Here is a 17,971-nt window from a genome sequence, read left to right as displayed (position 1 = left end):
GCCCGATACGAGACGAGAATGCGCTGCGGCGTGTCGGCGGTATCGCCCTCTACCGCTCTCTAGCGGACTTGCTAGAGAGCGGTAGAGGAAGGCAGATCAGCGTTCCAGGATGGCCGTGACGCCCTGGCCACCCGCCGCGCAGATGGAGATCAGGCCGCGGCCGGACCCCTTCTCGGCCAGCAGCTTGGCCAGCGTCGCCACGATCCGCCCGCCGGTCGCCGCGAACGGGTGGCCCGCGGCCAGGGAGGAGCCGTTGACGTTGAGCTTGGCGCGGTCGATCGGGCCCAGCGGCTCGGCCAGGCCCAGCTTCTCCTTGGCGAACGCCTCGTCCTCCCAGGCGGCCAGGGTGGCCAGGACCTGGCTGGCGAAGGCCTCGTGGATCTCGTAGAAGTCGAAGTCCTGCAGGGTGAGCCCGGCCCTGGCCAGCATCCGCGGCACCGCGTACGCCGGGGCCATCAGCAGGCCCTCGCCGCCGTGCACGTAGTCGACGGCGGCGGTCTCGGTGAAGGTCAGGTAGGCCAGCACCGGCAGCTTGCGCTCCTTGGCCCACTGCTCGGAGGCCAGCAGCACCACCGAGGCGCCGTCGCTGAGCGGGGTGGAGTTGCCCGCGGTCATCGTGCCCTCCGGGCCGCCGAAGACCGGCTTGAGCCCGCCCAGCTTCTCCGCGGTGGAGTCCGGGCGCAGGTTCTGGTCGCGGGTCAGGCCCTGGTACGGGGTGAGCAGGTCGTCGAAGAAGCCGCGGTCGTAGGCGGCGGCGAGGCGCTGGTGGCTGGCCGCGGCCAGCTCGTCCTGGGCGGCGCGGCTGATGCCCCACTCGGCCGCGGTGAGCGCGGCGTGCTCGCCCATCGACAGGCCGGTGCGCGGCTCGGCGTTGCGGGGGATGTCGGGGACCAGGTGGCCGGGGCGGATGCGGGAGAGCAGCGCGAGCCGCTGGCCGACGGTCTTGGCGTTGTTCAGCCCGATGAGGATGCGCCGCAGCCGGTCGTTGACCTGGAGGGGCGCGTCGCTGGTGGTGTCGACCCCGCCAGCGATGGCCGAGTCGAGCTGGCCGAGGGCGATCTTGTTGGCCACCTGGGCGATCGCCTGCAGGCCGGTGCCGCACGCCTGCTGCACGTCGTAGGCCGGGGTCTCCGCGGCGAGGCCGCTGCCCAGCACGCACTCGCGCGCGAGGTTGAAGTCGCGGCTGTGCTTGAGCACCGCCCCCGCGGCCACCTCGCCGACGCGCTGGCCCGCCAGGCCGAACCGGGCGACGAGCCCGTCCAGGGCCGCGGTGAGCATGTCCTGGTTGGACGCATGCGCGTAGGGGCCGTTCGAGCGGGCGAACGGGATGCGGTTCCCGCCGACGACCGCCACCCGCCGGACGCGACTCGGGGCCATGCCAACCTCCTGAGCACAGGGCTGCTTCTGCGGTACGATCCTAACCTACTCGCCAGTAAGAATACTATGGAGTAGGGAGGATGCGCAGATGACGGACCGCTACCAGCAGTTCAGCACCACCGGCATCGGTCGGGCCCTGGTGCGGCGCCTCGGGCTGCCCGACCCGACCCCGCTGCGGCGGCACCGGCCGGGCCAGCCGCCGCTGCCGGGCCCGGCGCTGCTGGGCGCCGCCGCGGGCGGCAGGCTGCTGGAGCCGGTCGGCGCGGTGCTCAAGGGCGCGGGCGTCGAGGTGGTCGCCGAACCGCCCGGGGCGGGCGGGCTCGGCGCGCTCGTCTACGACGCCAGCGGCATCGACTCCCCCGAGGGCCTGCGCGCCCTCTACGACTTCTTCCACCCGGTGATCCGCTCGGTCGCCGCGTCCGGCCGGGTCGTGGTGCTGGGCACGCCGCCTGCCAGGGCGGGCGAGCCCGGCGCGGCCATCGCCCAGCGCGCGCTGGAGGGCTTCGTCCGCTCGGTGGGCAAGGAGCTCAAGCGCGGCGCGACCGCCCAGCTCGTCTACGTGGAGCCGGGCGCGGAGGACAGGTGCGAGTCCACCCTGCGGTTCCTGCTCAGCGCCAAGTCGGCCTACGTCGACGCGCAGGTCATCCGGATCGGGGCCCACGGCGGCGACGCGCCCGCTCCGCAGGACTGGGCCGCGCCGCTGGCGGGCCGGGTCGCGCTGGTGACCGGCGCGTCCCGCGGGATCGGCGCGGCCATCGCCGAGGTGCTGGCCCGCGACGGGGCCGAGCTCGTCGTGCTGGACATCCCGGCCCAGGGCGCGGACCTGGCGAAGGTGGCCAACCAGGTGGGCGGGACGGCGCTGCAGCTGGACATCACCGCGGCCGACGCCCCGGCCAAGCTGGTCGACTTCCTCAAGACCCGCCACGGCGGCGTCGACATCGTGGTGCACAACGCGGGCATCACCCGGGACAAGACGCTGGCGAAGATGACCGGCGCGGCCTGGGACGCCGTCCTGCAGGTCAACCTGGCCAGCCAGCTGCGGATCAACGCGGCGCTGCTGGAGTCGGGCGTGCTCGGCGCGGGCGGGCGGGTCGTCGGGGTGTCCTCGATCGCGGGCATCGCGGGCAACGTCGGGCAGACGAACTACGCGGCCAGCAAGGCGGGCGTGATCGGCATGGTCGACGCCTGCGCGCCGGGGTACGCCGAGCGGGGCATCACGATCAACGCCGTCGCCCCCGGGTTCATCGAGACCCAGATGACCGCGGCCGTGCCGCTGTTCATCCGGGAGGCGGGGCGGCGGATGAACAGCATGTCCCAGGGCGGGCTGCCGGTCGACGTCGCCGAGGCGGTCGCGTGGTTCGCCGCGCCCGCGTCCGGGGCGGTCACCGGCAACGTCGTGCGGGTCTGCGGGCAGAGCCTGCTGGGGGCGTGATGGCCGTCGTCGACCTCCCCGCGTCCCCGAGCCTGGGCCTGCTCTACCCCAAGGCCGCCGTCGCCGGGTTCACCAAGAAGGGCGGCTCGGCGCTGCCGACGCGCGCCTACCGACGCACGGGGGTGCGCGTCGACCCCGCGCACCTGGCCGCCTACGACGAGGTGTGCGGGTTCGGCCTGTCCGACGCGCTGCCGACGACCTATCCGCACGTGCTGACCTTCCCCATGCAGGTCAAGCTGATGACCGACGGCGACTTCCCGTTCCCGCTGGTCGGTTCGGTGCACGTGGCGAACCGGATCGCCCAGACCCGGGCGCTGCGCGTGGACGAGGAGTTCGACCTGCAGGTGCACGTGGAGAACCTGCGCCCGCACCCCAAGGGCAGGCAGTTCGACATGATCAGCCAGGCGTTCGTCGGCGGGGAGCTGGTCTGGCACGGCACCAGCACCTACCTGCGCCGCGGCGGCGGGTCCGGTTCGGCCGACGCGGCCGGGGGCGGCGCTCCGCCGCTCGCGCCCACGGCCAAGTGGCGGGTGCCCGAGGACATCGGCCGCCGCTACGGCGCGGTGTCCGGCGACCGCAACCCGATCCACCTGCACCCGCTGGCGGCGAAGCTGTTCGGCTTCCCGAGGGCGATCGCGCACGGCATGTGGACGAAGGCGCGCTGCCTGGCGGCGTTCGCGGGCAGGCTGCCCGCGGCGCACACCGTCGACGTCCGGTTCAAGCTGCCGGTCCTGCTGCCCGCCACCGTGGCCTTCGCGGCGGGCGGCGACCGCTTCACCCTGGTCGACGCGCGCAGCGGCAAGCCGCACCTGGAGGGCGCGATCACCGGCTGACCTGCGCCGACGATGGGCGGATCCCGGCTGCCGGGGTCCGCCCATCGCGCTATAACAAGGAACCTTGCTAAGGAGTCCTTTAGCAAGGTATCTTTAGATGCATGGCGGACGACCGGAAGATGATCACCGACCCGAATCGGCTCAAGGCCCTGGCCCACCCGATCCGGTGGAAGCTGCTCGACGTGCTGGCGATCTCCGGCACCGCCACGGCGACCCGCTGCTCCGCCGCGATCGGCGAGAGCGTCGCCAGCTGCTCGTACCACCTGAACATGCTGGCCAAGTACGGCTTCGTCGAGCAGGCCGAAGGCGGCCAGGGCCGGGAGAAGCCCTGGCGGCTGACCGAGCGCGAGCGCAGCTACGACTACGAGGGCCTCGACGAGGAAGGGGTGCTCGCCGCCGAGGCGGCGACCGACGCCTTCCTGGAGCACGAGTTCGACCGGGTCAAGGCGTACCTGCGCGGCCACGGCCGGGAATCCGAGGAATGGCGGCAGGCCTTCGCCCTGATCGGCATGCAGGCCTTCCTCACCCCGGCCGAGGCGGTCCGGCTGCAGGAGCAGGTCAAGGAGCTGTTCGACCAGTTCCGCGACCGCTCCGGCGACCCGGCGCGGCGGCCGAGCGGGTCGCGGCCCGTCCGCTTCCTGCTGACCAACTACGTCATCCCGGACACCCCCGACACCCCCTGATCCCCGGGCGGGGCAGGCCACGCAGGGGGCGTGGCCCGATGGCCCCTGCCCGCCAACAGCCGAGGAGCGACCATGCACCACGACGCCCTGTACCAGTACGCCGCCCAGCGCAACGCCGAGGACATCGCCGCCGCGGCCCGCAGGCGCCTGGCCAAGCGGGACCAGGCGGCGAGCCCGGCGCCCGCCCGGGGCCGCACCGAGGCCGCGTTACGCCTGGCGGCCCCTACCGCCGCCCGTGCAGCAGGCTGATCAGCTTCGCCACCTGGGCGTCCACCTTGGGCGTCCGCGCGAAGGTGGTCATGGTGATCGGCGCCCGGAACAGCTGGCGCGTGATGGCCTTGGCCCTGGCGAACTCCCGCAGGCCCTCGGGCCCGTGGATGCGGCCGAACCCGGACTCGCCGACGCCGCCGAAGGGCAGCGACGGCACCCCGGCGAAGCTGATCACCGAGTTGACCGACACCATCCCCGCCCGCAGCCGCCGGGCGAGCTCCAGCCCCCGCGCCCTGGCGAACACCGTGCCGCCCAAGCCGTACGCGGTGGCGTTGGCCAGGGCCACGGCCTGGTCCATGTCCCGGACGCTGGTCACCGTGACCGTCGGCCCGAAGGTCTCCTCGCGCACGGCCGCGGCGTCCTCCGGGACGTCGACCAGCACCGTCGGCTGGACGTAGCGCGCGCCGTCGGGCACCGCGCCGCCGGTCAGCGCGCGGGCGCCGCGGGCGAGGGCGTCGGCGACGTGGCGGCGGATGATGTCGATCTGGCCGGGCATGGTGATCGGGCCGACTTGGGCGCCGTCGTCGAAGCCGACCTTGAGCGGGGCGGCGAGGGCGGTCAGCTTGGCCACGAACGCCGCGTAGACGCGCTCGTGCACGTAGACCCGCTCCACGCCGGTGCAGGTCTGGCCCGCGTTGGACATCGCGCCCCACACCGCGGCCTCCGCGGCGGCGTCGAGGTCGGCGTCGGCGTCGACCAGCAGCGCGTCCTTGCCGCCCGCCTCGATCAGCACCGGCGTCAGGGTCTCCGCGCACGCGGCCATGATCTTGCGGCCGGTCGCGGGCGAGCCGGTGAAGGCGACCTTGGCCACCCCCGAGCGGCACAGCGCCGCGCCGGTCTCGCCGAAGCCGGTGACGACCTGGAGCACCGGGTGCTCCGGGACCGCCTCGGCGAAGGACTCGGCCAGCCAGCGGCCCACGCCCGGGGTGTACTCGCTCGGCTTGAACACCACGGCGTTGCCCGCGGCCAGGGCGTAGGCGATCGAGCCCATCGGGGTGAACACCGGGTAGTTCCACGGCCCGATCACGCCGACGACGCCGAGCGGCTGGTATTCCACCGTCGACCACTGGTTGGCCATCAGCAGCCCGGACGGCCGCCGCTTCGGACCCAGCACCTTGCGCGCGTTGCGGGCGGCCCACGCGGTGTGGTCGATGGCCAGGACGATCTCCAGCATGGCGTCGCCGTGCGGCTTGCCGGTCTCGGCGTGGACGACCTCGGCCAGCTCCTGCGCCCGCCGGGTCAGCGCGGCCTTCCAGCGGTTCAGGCGCTCCGCGCGGCCCGCGAAGCCCAGTTCGGCCCACCACCGGGCCGCGCCGCGGGCGGCCTCGACGGCGGCGCGCACGTCCTCGGCGGTGTGCACGGGGTGGACGCCGACCACCTCGTCGGTGGCGGGGTTGAGCGACTCGAACGTCTTCGCCTGAACGGTCGTCATGCCGCCAAGCTACCCGCCGGTACAGGCGGCTGGCGATACCCTGTGGGCCGTGCGGATCACCCACTTCGGCCACTCGTGCGTCCTGCTGGAGACCGGCACCGCCCGGCTGCTGCTCGACCCCGGCGTGTGGTCGCACGGCTTCGAGGACCTGCGCGACCTCGACGCCGTCCTGATCACCCACCGGCACGGCGACCACATCGACCCGGACCGGCTGGTGCCGCTCATGGCCGCCAACCCCGACGCCGAGCTGATCACCGATCCGGAGTCGGCCGCGGAGGCCGCCGAGGCGGGGCTGCACGCGACCGTGCTGACCGCGGGCGACTCCCGCGAGGTCGCGGGCGCGGCGGTCAACGCCGTCGGCGGCGTCCACGCCGAGATCCACCCCGAGGTCGCCGTGCCGCCCAACATCGGCTACGTCATCGACCACGGCGCGTTCTACCACCCCGGCGACTCGCTGCACGTGCCCGAGCAGGCCGTCGACGTCCTCGGCCTGCCCATCGGCGCGCCCTGGCTCAAGCTGTCCGACGCGGTGGGCTTCTTCCGCGCGGTCGCGCCGCGGGTCGCGGTGCCCATCCACGAGATGACCCTCAGCCGCGCGGGCATCGACATCGCGCTGACCCGGCTGGAGTCCCTGGCCCCGGCCGGGGCGAAGCTCGTCGTGCTGCCGCTGGCCGACACCACCGAGGTCTGACCTCCGCCGCGCGGAGCATTTCCGGCAGGCGCGCGTCCCGAACCGCCGCCGCGCCCCTCCTTGCCCATGACGGGGAACCCTGCGGCCCGCGCAGCCGAGCGCGGGTCACCCCCGCAGACGCTCGGAGGGAATCGTGTTCCTGGGATCACGATCGCGCCTGCGCGCCGCGGCCACCGCCGCCGCCGTGGGCGCCGGACTCCTGGTGGCCGCCACCCCGGCCGCCGCGGCCCCCGCCGCCGGGGTGCGCGCCTACCTGGTCATCACCGCGCCCGGCGACACCGCGGGGGCGAAGGCGGCCATCAGCGGCAACGGCGGCGTCGTGTGGACCTCGCACGACGCCATCGGCGTCATCGTCGCCCACTCCGGCGCCGGCGACTTCGCAGGCCGGATGCGGGCGGTGGCGGGGGTGCAGAAGGTCGGCGCCACCCGCACGACCGATGTGCCCGCCGCCGCGGCGAACCCGGCCATCCCGCCCGCGCCCGCGCAGACCACGCCTGCGACCGGCGAGCCGGTGCGGTCGGACATGAGCCAGATCGGCGCGGACCGGGCGTGGGCGGTCAACCCCGGCTCCGCGGAGGTGACCGTCGGCATCCTCGACACCGGCGTCGACGACCAGCACTACGACCTGAAGACCAACTTCGACGCCGCCAACTCCGCGTCCTGCGCCTACGGCAGGCTCGACACCCGCGCGGGCTCCTGGCGCGACACCGGCACCCACGGCACGCACGTCGCGGGCACCGTCGCCGCGGCCAGGAACGGCCGGGGCGCGGTCGGCGTCGCGCCCGGGGTGAAGATCGCCTCGGTGCGCATCGCCGAGAACCCCAGCGGGCTGTTCTTCGCCGAGAACACCATCTGCGCGTTCATGTTCGCCGGTGACCGCGGCTTCGACGTGACCAACAGCAGCTACTACACCGATCCGTGGATGTTCAACTGCCCGGACGACCCCGACCAGGCCGCGATCCTGGAGGGCGTGCGCCGCGCGATCGGCTACGCCGAGGGCAAGGGCGTGCTCAACGTCGCCGCCTCCGGCAACGAGAACTACAACCTGGCCAACAAGACCAGCGACTCGTCCAGCCCGAACGACTCCACGCCCGTCACCCGCAGCGTCTCCAACTCCTGCCTGAAGGTGCCCGGCGAGGTGGCGGGCGTCGTGAACGTCTCCTCGATCACCTCGTCCAACACCAAGTCGTCGTTCTCCAACTACGGCACCGACAAGATCGCGGTCGGCGCGCCAGGCGACAGCGTGTACTCGACCGTCCCGGGCGGGCGCTACGCGAGCATGTCCGGCACGTCGATGGCCTCGCCGCACGTCGCGGGCGTCGCCGCGCTGCTCAAGAGCGCCCACCCGGCCGCCACCCCGGCCCAGCTGCGGGAGCTGCTGGCCACCCAGGCCGACGACCTGGCCTGCACCGACAGCCGCTGCACGGGCACCGCGGCTCGCAACAACTTCTTCGGCGAGGGCCGGGTCGACGCCTTCCAGGCGGTCAGCGGGACGCAGCCGCCCGGCAAGGTCTTCGAGAACACCGCCGACGTGGCCATCCCCGACGCCGGGTCCGCGGCAGGCAGCGCGGTGAGCGTCACCGGGGTCGACGGCGCCGCGCCCGCTGCGCTCAAGGTCGACGTCAACATCGTGCACACCTACCGCGGCGACCTCGTCATCGACCTGGTCGCGCCCGACGGCACCGCCTACCGGCTGAAGAACTCCAGCGGCAGCGACAGCGCCGACAACGTGGTGGCGACCTACACCGTCGACGCCTCGTCCGAGGTGGCCAACGGGACCTGGCAGCTGCGGGTCCGCGACGTCTACCGCGGCGACACCGGGTACATCAACTCCTGGAAGCTGACCTTCTGACGCCGCACCGGCGCCAGGACGGCCCCCGCCCCGGCGGGGGCCGTCCGCAGCCCGGGGTGGGTCAGCGGCCGCGCGCCCAGGTGGACGGCGATGTCCACGGCGTCGAGCAGCGCCTGCCGCGCCCCCGGCCGGGCGAGGTCGGCGGCGTCGGCGGCGACCCGGACCAGCCCGCCGCGCCGGGCCGCCCGGGCGGCCAGCCGCACCAGCGCGCAGCACCGCCACGGTTCGGCCCGCGGCCCCGCGGTCAGCGGCAGGCCCCGGTGCACCACGCCGGTGTCCAGCTCGCGCACGCCGACGAGGTCGGCGCACAGGGTGAAGCCCGCGCGGCGCAGGGCGACCAGCGTGCCCGGCGAGGCGATCCAGCGCGGCGGGGCGAAGGCGGTGGTGGCCAGGCCAGCGCGGTCGAGCGCGGCGACGGCCGCGGTCAGCCGCAGCCCGGCCTCGTGCGCGGGCAGCGCGGCGAACTCCGCCCGCCTCCCCGGGACGGCCCGGCGACCGCACGGCGCGGCGGCGTGGTCGAAGCCGTGGGCCAGCACCGGCCGCTCGCGCGCCCAGTCCGCCACCTCGGCGGTGAGCAGCCGCGGGGCCAGCAGCGCCGACAGCGGGACGCCGCGGCGGTCCAGCTCGGCGGCGAAGCCCGCGCAGGCGTCCAGGCTCCGGGCGGTGATCCCGGACAGGGAGACCACGAGTCGGGCCGACATGCCCCCGAGGACACCGCACCGGGGTGACCGGCGGGTGGCCCGGACGTGGGCTCAGCCGATCCAGTCGGCGAAATCCCGGCCGGTGAGCAGCTCGTAGGCCTGCACATAGCGGGCGCGCGTGCTGGCCACGACGTCGGCGGGCAGCGGGGGCGGGGGCGCGTCGGCGGCCCGGTCCCAGCCGGAGTCCGGGGAGGTCAGCCAGTCGCGCACGTACTGCTTGTCGAAGGAGGGCTGGGGCCTGCCCGGCGCCCAGGTGTCCACCGGCCAGTAGCGGGAGGAGTCCGGGGTCAGCACCTCATCGCCCAGGACGAGCCGCCCGTCCAGCAGGCCCAGCTCGATCTTGGTGTCGGCCAGGATGATGCCCCGCTCCCGGGCGTGCTCGGCGCCGCGGCGGTAGACGCGCAGCGTCAGGTCGCGGACGCGCTCGGCCTGCTCGGCGCCCAGCAGCCCGACCACGGCGGCGAAGTCGATGTTCTCGTCGTGCGCGCCCAGCTCGGCCTTGGTGGCCGGGGTGAAGATCGGCTCGGGCAGCCGGGAGCCCTCGGTGAGGCCCGCGGGCAGCTCGATGCCGCAGACCGCGCCGGTGGCCCGGTAGTCGGCGGTGCCGCTGCCCGCCAGGTAGCCGCGCGCGACGGCCTCCACCGGCAGCATCTCCAGCCTGCGCACCAGCAGCGCGCGGCCGCGCACCTCGGCGGGGATGCGCGGGTCGTCGTAGGCGACCATGTGGTGCTCCACGACGTCGGACAGCAGCTCGAACCAGAAGACGCTCATCGCCGTGAGCACCCGGCCCTTGTCCGGGATCGGGGTGCTCAGCACGTGGTCGTAGGCGGAGATGCGGTCGGAGGCGACCATCAGCAGGTGGTCGTCGTCCACGGCGTGCAGCTCCCGCACCTTGCCTGCGGCGATCTTGGGGTAGTCAGCGAGCGTGGCCACGTCCGCGCAGCTTACGCAGCCTCAGCTGCCCCGGCGCAGCAGGCGGGTCAGACCGGTCGCCACGGTGGTCGCCAGGATCCAGCCCAGGGCGACGAACACCGCGGAGATCCACTGCGACACCCCGCCGATGGTCCACTTGTTCTTGTGCCCGAAGTCGACGATCGGCACCAGCAGGTCCAATGTGTACAGCAGCGGGTTCCACACCAGCTGGTCGTCGGTGTTGGCCTCGTCGGGCTCGGGGATCAGGAAGAACCAGACCGTGCCGGCGACCAGGAAGCCCAGCAGCCAGGTCAGCGCCCGGGTCGGGCGGTAGCCGTAGCCGACGGTGGCGCGCTGCAGCCAGCTCCACAGCCGGATGCCGGGGGCGGTGAAGCCCGCGCCGTCGGCCAGCGCGGCGTAGCGCAGCCGCTGCTTCTCGACCAGGACCGAGTCGGCGTGCTCCTCGTTGCCCGCCGCGCGCAGCATGGCCGCGAACTGCTCGTACGGGCCCGGGCTGTAGGTCTCGCGCAGGCCGTGGCGCAGCCAGGCCAGCCGGGTCCGCACCCGCTCGTCGTCGTCGAGGTCGATGGGGTCGGCCAGCGCCTCGTAGCTGAAGTCCTCCACCTCGATGCGGCCCTTGGCGTTCCAGAACGCGGCGTTGTCCGACAGCGACGCGCACCGGGCGTGGCCGAGGTCGACGCGCCCGCGCGGCGGGGCCGCCACGGTCAGCCGCAGCTCCTGGGTGCCGAAGCCGAAGGCGTTGATGGTCATCGCGTTGTGGCTGTTGCCCAGCTCCGCGCCGTTGAAGTCGGTGACCTGCCCGACCTCGGCGCGGCGCAGCCGGATCTCGCCGTGGGCGGAGAACGGCTCGTCCCCCGCCGCGCAGATCAGGTCGCGCCCGACCCGGGCGACCCGCAGGTCCAGCGACGGCTTGACCGCGCCGTCGCGGTGGTAGACCCCGGGGGCCAGCAGCCTGCTCCCCCGCAGGTCGAGGTTGGCCTCGATCTTGGCCCCGGACAGCAGCACCGAGCCGAAGACCAGCACCGCGCGGGCGTCGAGGTTGCCGCCGACGGTGAACCGCCGCCCCTCCACCGCGTCCCCGCCCCGGTTGCTGATCACCGCCCGGTCCAGCAGCGCGCTGCCGCGCACGACCACCTCGACCAGCCGGACCTGCCCGGCGATGCGCGCGTCCCGGGCGTCGATGTTGCCGCCGACGCCGGTGCCGTCCAGGTGCAGCGACCGGTCGGCGTACGGGCCGGGCTTGGACCCGAGCTCGACGAACTCCTCCTGCCCGCCGGAGAGGTCGACCTTGGCCTGCGACAGGCGCAGCGACCCGCCGATCGCGGCGTTGACGATGCGGACGGTGCCGGTGCTGACGAAGCCGCGGTCGAGGTTGACGTTGCCGTCCACCTTGGACCGGTCGGCGACCAGGGTGGCGTTGGGGTCGAAGAAGGGGTCGTCGGGCGGGACCGCCCGGGAGTGCTCGGTGCGCGGGGCGAGCCGGGCCCCGCGCATGGACAGGTCGCTGTCCACCCGCGCGGTCGGCAGGAAGACCTGGCCGACGCTGCGGAACGGGTTGCCCTGCGGGTCGATGGTGAAGTAGAGGTTCCCGCCGACCTGCATGCCGTTGCCGTTGAGCGCGAAGCCGCGCGGGTTGTCCAGCTCGGCCCCGGCGAAGTTGACGTTGCCGCCGGTGCGCAGGCCGGGCAGGCGGATCTCGCCCCTGCTGCGCAGGCGGGCCGCCAGCAGGGCGCCCGCCAGCTGGAGCCGGTCGCCGTGCAGGGCGGGCCTGCCGTTCGGGCTGACCAGGGTGCTGTCGCGCAGCACGAGCGTGCCGCGGACCTCGGCGTCGGTGAGGTCGACGGTCCCCTTGACCACGGTGCGCAGCAGGACGAGGTCGTTGTCGGTGCGCAGGTTGCGGGCCTGCAGGCCCGGCAGCGCGCAGTCGCGGAACTCGATGCCCGCCAGCTTGCCCTGCCGCAGGTCCGGGGGCTGCTCGAAGCGGCAGCGCTCGAACTCCAGCAGGGCGAACTCGCTGTTGCGCAGGTCGAGCACGCCGGTGATGTAGCGGTCGGTCCAGCGCTGCACCGCCGGGGTGGCCAGCTTGCGCCTGCGCAGGACGCCGGTCTCCTGCTCCACGGCCCGGCGCAGCACCTCAGCCGCGGTGATGTGGGCCCAGGCCGGGGGGTGTTCGTCGTGCGGGTCCAGCCTGCGGACGTCGTCGCTGGTCGTCATCGCGATACCACCCCCAGTGACCGCTCGTGGGGTCGATCATAGAGACCGACCGGCGGCGGTGGGGCTGGTCGCGCGAAGAGGCGACCCGCGACGCGGGGTCGCGGGTCGTCCGGCTACAGCACCTTGCTCAGGAACGCCCGGGTGCGCTCCTGCTGCGGGTTGCCCAGCACCTCGCGGGGGTCGCCCTGCTCGACGACCACGCCCTCGTCCATGAAGACCAGGGAGTCGCCGACCTCGCGGGCGAAGCCCATCTCGTGGGTCACCACGACCATCGTCATGCCCTGCTCGGCCAGCTCGCGCATGACCCCGAGGACGTCGCCGACCAGCTCCGGGTCCAGCGCGGAGGTCGGCTCGTCGAAGAGCATCAGCTTGGGCTCCATCGCCAGCGCCCTGGCGATGGCGACCCGCTGCTGCTGGCCGCCGGAGAGCTGGTTGGGGTAGGCGCCCGCCTTGTCCCCGAGGCCCACCTGCTCCAGCAGCTCCAGCGCCTGCTCGCGCGCGGCGGACTTGGGCCTGCCGAGCACCCCGACGGGGGCCTCGATGATGTTCTCCAGCGCGGTCATGTGCGGGAACAGGTTGAACCGCTGGAACACCATCCCGATCGAGCGGCGCTTGTGGGCGACCTCGTCCTCGCGCAGCTCGTAGAGGCGGTCGCCGCGCTGGCGGTAGCCCACGAGGTCGCCGTCGACGTAGAGCCGCCCGGCGTCGACCTTCTCCAGGTGGTTGATGCAGCGCAGGAAGGTCGACTTGCCCGACCCGGACGGGCCGATGACGCACATGACCTCGCCGTGGCCGACCTCCAGGTCGATCCCGCGCAGCACCTCCAGCCTCCCGTAGTTCTTGCAGACGCCCTCGGCGCGCACCATCGGCTCGGTCATACCTGGTTGCTCCCGCTGGTCAGCAGCCGGTTCATCAGCCCGCGCTCCGCCTTGGACGAGCGGGACATGCCGCGGGAGTACCGGCGTTCGATCTGGGACTGGACCAGCGTCAGCACCGTCGTCAGCGCCAGGTACCAGAGCGCGGCGGTGATCAGCAGCGGGATGGTCTGGAAGTTGCGCGAGTAGATCTGCTGCGCGGCGACCATCAGCTCGTAGTAGCCGATCACGATGACCAGCGACGTGGTCTTGAGCATGGAGATCGTCTGGTTGCCGGTCGGCGGGATGATCACCCGCATGGCCTGCGGCAGCACGATCCGGCGCAGGATGCGCGCGCGGGTCATGCCCAGCGCGCTGGCCGCCTCGGTCTGGCCCTCGTCGACGGACTGGATGCCCCCGCGCACGATCTCGGCCATGTAGGCGGCCTCGTTCAGGCCCAGGCCCAGCAGCGCGGCGCTGAACTGGGTGATCAGCGTGTTGGTCTCCCAGGAGACGAACTCCGGGCCGCCGAAGGGCACGCCGAGCCCCACCCGGGGGTACAGCGCGGCGATGAAGAACCAGAAGATCAGCTGGGTGATCAGCGGGGTGCCGCGGAAGAGCCAGATGTAGCCGCCCGCGACCCCCGCGGCCAGCGGGTTGCCCGACAGGCGCATGATCGCCAGCAGGATCCCGCCGAGCACGCCGATGACCATCGACAGCACGGTGAGCACCAGCGTGTTCTGCAGGCCCTGCAGCACGCGCGGGTCGAACAGGTAGTCCCAGACGACCGGCCAGCCGAAGTTGTCGTTGGTGACGACGCTGGTCGCCGCCTGCGCGATGAGGACCGCGAGGATCGCGCCGGTGACCCACCGCCAGGGGTGGCGCACCGGCACGACCTTCTGCGGGACGTCCCGCCCCATCATCAGCCCGCGGGCTCGGGGTTGATCTCGGCGGTGGTGATGCCGCCCGCCTGCACGCCCCACTTCTCGAGGATCTTGGTGTACGTGCCGTCGGTCATCAGGGCCTGCACGGCGCTCTGGATCGCCTTGGTGTACTCGCCCTTGCCCTTGGGCACGATGATCCCGTAGGGCGCGGTGTCGTAGGGCTCGCCCGCGGTCTCCAGCTGGCCCTCGGTCTGCTTGATCGCGTAGTCCACGACCGGGGAGTCGGCCAGCATGGCCTGCGCCCGCTTGGCGGTCAGCGCCAGCGTCACGTCGGTCTGGTTCTGGAACTGCGAGACCGCGATCTCCGGCTTGCCCGCGGTCTTGCACTCCGCCGACGCCTTCTCCAGGTCCTCGACCTGCACGGTGCCCTTCTGCACGGCGACGTTCTTGCCGCACAGGTCGTCGATGGCGATGCCGTCGGGGTTGCCCTTGAGCACGGCCATGGAGGTGCCCGCGCTGAAGTAGGACACCATGTCGACCTGCTGGAGCCGCTCGGCGTTGATCGTGAACGACGACATGCCCAGCTCGTACTTGCCCGAGGTCAGGCCGGGGATGATGCCGTCGAAGGCGCTGTTCTGGTACTCCATCGTCAGCCCCAGCTTGGCCGCGATGGCGTTGCCGAGGTCGATGTCCATGCCGACGGCCTGGTTCTGCTCGTCGACGAACTCGTTCGGCGGGTAGCTCTGGTCCTGCCCGACGACGATCTTCCCGTCGGCGGCGATGTCGGCCGGGACCAGGGCGGCCAGCGCCGGGTCCTTGGCGACGGCGGGCACCTCCGCGGTCGGGGTGCTCTGGCCTGCACCGGGGTCTTGCGGGGCGCCGCTGCCGCCCGAGCCGCACGCGGCCGCGGCCAGCGCGACGGCCGCGATCCCCGTGGTCACCTGGCTCAGCCTGCGGAACTGTCGTCGGGACACCATCTACTCCTCGTGTCTGGTTAACCGGAGTGCTGGGGATACTGCCACCCGATCGGGGGTCAGCACAGCACGGCCCTGGTTACGGACAGATCACCTTCCGTCAGGTTCCGGCGCCGGGTTATTTCCCGTTGGTGCCCGGCCAGCCAGCAATAAGTACGGCGACCAACGCGGTCCACCCCGTCTGGTGCGAGGCGCCGAGGCCCGCGCCGGTGTCGCCGTCGAAGTACTCACTGAACGTGACGTGCTCGCGCCAGCGCGGGGAGTCCGCCGCCTCGACCCGGTCGCCGTCGGCGGGCCTGCGGCCGTCCGGGCCGGGCAGGAACAGCGCGGCCAGGCGCTGCTGCAGGTCCCGGGCGGCGTCGCCCGCGGTGACCTTCGTCCCGGCGCCGGTCGGCAGCTCCAGCTGCAGGTCCTTGCCGTGGAAGGCGTCGAGCACGTGCAGCGCTTGGACCAGCAGCGCGTTGGTCGGGAACCAGATCGGGCCGCGCCAGTTGGAGTTGCCGCCGAACATCGGCGTGCGCGACTCCCCCGGCTCGTAGGCCACCCGGTGCGGCCAGCCGTCGATGTGCACGTCCACCCCGTCGCGGTGGGCCGCCGACAGCGAGCGGATGCCGTGCGGGGCGAGGAACTCCTCCTCGTCGAACATGCGCTTGAGGACGCGCTGGAGCTTGCGGACGTCCAGCAGGGACAGCAGCGCGCTGCGCTCGCCGTCGGCGTGCCAGGTGAGGAACTGGCCGAAGGCGGGCTGGCGGCGCAGCAGGAAGTTCAGCCGCTCGGCGAAGGCGGGCAGCTCGGTGAACACCCACGCGGGCAGCGGGGCCACGGCCAGCAGCGGGATCAGGCCCACCATCGAGCGCACCCGCACCGGCTGGGCCTCGACGGTGCCGTCGGGGTGGTGGCGGGAGAGCAGGTCGTAGCAGAAGCCGTCCTCGTCGTCCCAGATCGGCCGGTCGGCCGAGCCGAAGTGGGTCGAGGCCTGGGCGATGGCCAGGAAGTGCTCGACGAACTTGGTCGCCACGTCCTCGTACGCCTCGTCCTCGCGGGCCAGCTCCAGGGCCATCTGCATCAGGTGCAGGGCGTAGGTCGCCATCCACGAGGTGGCGTCGGACTGCTCCAGCCGCCAGCCGCCGGGCAGCGGCTCGGACCGGTTGACCGGGCCGATGTTGTCCATGCCGAGGAAGCCGCCCTCGAACAGGTAGTTGCCCTCGGGGTCCTTGCGGTTGACCCACCAGGAGAAGTTGAGCAGCAGCTTGTGGAAGACGCGGGCGAGGAAGACCCGGTCGCCGCGGCCGGTCGCGGCCTCCTCGGCCCGGTAGACCTGCAGCGCCGCCCAGGCGTGCACGGGCGGGTTGACGTCGCCGAACGCCCACTCGTAGGCGGGGAGCTGGCCGTCGGGGTGCATCAGCCACTCCCGGCACAGCAGCAGGATCTGGTCCTTGGCGAACGCGGGGTCGACCACGGCGAAGGGGACCATGTGGAAGGCCAGGTCCCAGGCGGCGAACCAGGGGTACTCCCACTCGTCCGGCATGGACAGCACGTCGGCGACGTCCACGTGCTTCCAGTGCGCGTTGCGCCCGCGCAGCCGCTCGGCCGGGGCGGGCGGGTGCGCCGGGTCGCCGCCGAGCCACTCCCGCACCCGGAAGCGGTAGTGCTGCTTGGTCCACAGCAGCCCGGCGTAGGCGCGGCGGACGACGGTGCGCTCCGGCTCGCGCACGTGGCCTGCGATCTCCTCGTAGAACTCGTCGGCCTCCTGCTCGCGGTCCATCAGCGCGCCGGTGAACGAGCGGCCGAACGCCGCGCCGTGGCCGCTGCCGGCCACCAGCCGCAGCTTCACCCGGACGGTCTGGCCGGGGGCCACGGCCGGGAACCGGTACCAGCCCGCCGCCTTGGTGCCCGGCTGCGACGCGGTGCCGTCGCGCACGACCTGGCAGGCGTCGGTGATCTGGCTGACGATGTGGTCGCCGATCCCGGCCTTGGTGTAGCGGCTGGGGTTGACCGGGCGGCCGAACAGGCCCGCCTCGTCGGTCTCGTTGTCGGTGACCAGCAGGGTGGGCGCGCCGTCGAACTGCAGCGTGTAGCGGCCGAGGAGGGTGTGCTCGGCCAGCACGCGCGACCAGCCGTCGGCGGTGGAGGCGATGAGCGCGGGCCTGCGCGCGTCGCGGCCCCACGACCAGGTGTTGCGGAACCACAGCTGCGGGACGATGTGCAGCGGCGCGGGGTCCGGGCCGTGGTTGGTCGCGGCGATCTCGACGCAGATGTCGTCCGGCGCGGCCTTGGCGTAGGTGACCTGGACGTCGAAGAAGCGGTCGCCGTCGAGGACGCCGGTGTCGGCCAGCTCCGGCTCGGGGGCGTCGCGGCCCGCGCGGGCGGCCATCTCGCGCAGCTCGGCGTAGGGGTAGGCGGCCTGCGGGTAGCGGTAGACGACGCGCATCCACGAGTGGGTGGGGGTGCCGTCGGTGGTCCACCAGTACTCCTTGGCGTCCTCGCCGTGGTTGCCCTCGGTGTTGGACAGGCCGAAGTACCGCTCCTTGAGGATCTCGTCGTGGCCGTTCCAGAGCGCGACGGCGAAGTTGAGGAAGCCGTGCCGGTCGCAGATGCCCGCGATGCCGTCCTCGCCCCAGCGGTAGGCGCGGGAGCGGGCCTGCTCGAAGGGGAAGTAGCCCCAGGCGTCGCCGTTGGGCGAGTAGTCCTCGCGGACCGTGCCCCACTGCCGGGCAGCCAGGTACGGCCCCCACAGCCGCCACGGCGACTGCGCGGACCCGGACGCCTCCAGCCGATCGCGCTCGCTCATCCGCCCCAGTGTGACTGACCGTGCTGATACCGCGTGAACAATCACTAGGG

The 17,971-nt window shown here is 73.2% G+C and carries 15 protein-coding genes; 6 read left to right on the top strand and 9 right to left on the bottom strand.

From position 1 onward, the window contains the following. Positions 1 to 96 precede the first annotated feature (96 nt). Complete coding sequence (locus ACWEPX_RS08545) at positions 97 to 1,377, bottom strand: acetyl-CoA C-acetyltransferase (protein ID WP_451896458.1); 1,281 nt, start codon at positions 1,375 to 1,377, stop codon at positions 97 to 99. Between the two features lie 88 nt (positions 1,378 to 1,465). Between ACWEPX_RS08545 and ACWEPX_RS08540 the strand changes: the two genes are divergently transcribed. The 4 genes from ACWEPX_RS08540 (at position 1,466) to ACWEPX_RS08525 (ending at position 4,574) form a co-directional block, all read left to right on the top strand. After that, positions 1,466 to 2,809, top strand: a complete 1,344-nt coding sequence (locus tag ACWEPX_RS08540; protein WP_451896457.1) for a 3-oxoacyl-ACP reductase — start codon at positions 1,466 to 1,468, stop codon at positions 2,807 to 2,809. Then, positions 2,809 to 3,642: a MaoC family dehydratase gene (locus ACWEPX_RS08535; protein ID WP_451896456.1), complete on the top strand. Its 834-nt coding sequence runs from the start codon at positions 2,809 to 2,811 to the stop codon at positions 3,640 to 3,642. The genes ACWEPX_RS08540 and ACWEPX_RS08535 overlap by 1 nt, the downstream gene beginning before the upstream one ends. Before the next feature lie 101 nt (positions 3,643 to 3,743). Then, complete coding sequence (locus ACWEPX_RS08530) at positions 3,744 to 4,325, top strand: ArsR/SmtB family transcription factor (protein WP_451896455.1); 582 nt, start codon at positions 3,744 to 3,746, stop codon at positions 4,323 to 4,325. Positions 4,326 to 4,397: 72 nt separating this feature from the next. Further along, complete coding sequence (locus tag ACWEPX_RS08525; RefSeq protein WP_451896454.1) at positions 4,398 to 4,574, top strand: hypothetical protein; 177 nt, start codon at positions 4,398 to 4,400, stop codon at positions 4,572 to 4,574. Here the strand turns inward: ACWEPX_RS08525 and ACWEPX_RS08520 are convergent. Next, positions 4,549 to 6,027: an aldehyde dehydrogenase family protein gene (locus ACWEPX_RS08520; protein ID WP_451896453.1), complete on the bottom strand. Its 1,479-nt coding sequence runs from the start codon at positions 6,025 to 6,027 to the stop codon at positions 4,549 to 4,551. The two genes, ACWEPX_RS08525 and ACWEPX_RS08520, sit on opposite strands and share 26 nt — an antisense overlap. A 49-nt stretch (positions 6,028 to 6,076) precedes the next feature. Here ACWEPX_RS08520 and ACWEPX_RS08515 point away from each other — a divergent pair, with 49 nt between their 5' ends. Further along, complete coding sequence (locus ACWEPX_RS08515; RefSeq protein WP_451896452.1) at positions 6,077 to 6,718, top strand: MBL fold metallo-hydrolase; 642 nt, start codon at positions 6,077 to 6,079, stop codon at positions 6,716 to 6,718. Positions 6,719 to 6,851: 133 nt separating this feature from the next. Next, positions 6,852 to 8,570: a S8 family peptidase gene (locus ACWEPX_RS08510; protein ID WP_451896451.1), complete on the top strand. Its 1,719-nt coding sequence runs from the start codon at positions 6,852 to 6,854 to the stop codon at positions 8,568 to 8,570. Here the strand turns inward: ACWEPX_RS08510 and ACWEPX_RS08505 are convergent. The 7 genes from ACWEPX_RS08505 to ACWEPX_RS08475 form a co-directional block, all read right to left on the bottom strand. Continuing rightward, a complete protein-coding gene (locus ACWEPX_RS08505) occupies positions 8,522 to 9,271 on the bottom strand; it encodes a DUF2334 domain-containing protein (RefSeq protein WP_451896450.1) in 750 nt (249 codons plus the stop codon). The two genes, ACWEPX_RS08510 and ACWEPX_RS08505, sit on opposite strands and share 49 nt — an antisense overlap. Before the next feature lie 51 nt (positions 9,272 to 9,322). Next, entirely contained in the window at positions 9,323 to 10,204 is an 882-nt protein-coding gene (locus ACWEPX_RS08500) for a phosphoribosylaminoimidazolesuccinocarboxamide synthase (RefSeq protein WP_451896449.1), read from the bottom strand. A gap of 21 nt (positions 10,205 to 10,225) precedes the next feature. Next, a complete protein-coding gene (locus tag ACWEPX_RS08495; RefSeq protein ID WP_451896448.1) occupies positions 10,226 to 12,418 on the bottom strand; it encodes a hypothetical protein in 2,193 nt (730 codons plus the stop codon). 113 nt (positions 12,419 to 12,531) lie between these two features. After that, the gene (locus ACWEPX_RS08490) at positions 12,532 to 13,296 is read right to left on the bottom strand and encodes an amino acid ABC transporter ATP-binding protein (RefSeq protein WP_451896447.1); all 765 of its coding nucleotides are present in this window, start codon (positions 13,294 to 13,296) and stop codon (positions 12,532 to 12,534) included. After that, the gene (locus ACWEPX_RS08485) at positions 13,293 to 14,195 is read right to left on the bottom strand and encodes an amino acid ABC transporter permease (RefSeq protein ID WP_451896446.1); all 903 of its coding nucleotides are present in this window, start codon (positions 14,193 to 14,195) and stop codon (positions 13,293 to 13,295) included. Before ACWEPX_RS08485 ends, ACWEPX_RS08490 begins: the two co-directional genes overlap by 4 nt. After that, positions 14,195 to 15,130 (bottom strand): ABC transporter substrate-binding protein, encoded by a 936-nt coding sequence (locus ACWEPX_RS08480; RefSeq protein ID WP_451896445.1) that lies wholly within the window; start codon positions 15,128 to 15,130, stop codon positions 14,195 to 14,197. The genes ACWEPX_RS08485 and ACWEPX_RS08480 overlap by 1 nt, the downstream gene beginning before the upstream one ends. A 118-nt stretch (positions 15,131 to 15,248) precedes the next feature. After that, entirely contained in the window at positions 15,249 to 17,921 is a 2,673-nt protein-coding gene (locus ACWEPX_RS08475) for an MGH1-like glycoside hydrolase domain-containing protein (protein WP_451896444.1), read from the bottom strand. Between the last annotated feature and the right edge of the window lie 50 nt (positions 17,922 to 17,971).

Source organism: Actinokineospora sp. NPDC004072, assembly GCF_053604195.1.
This window is presented reverse-complemented; position numbering and strand designations above follow the sequence as displayed.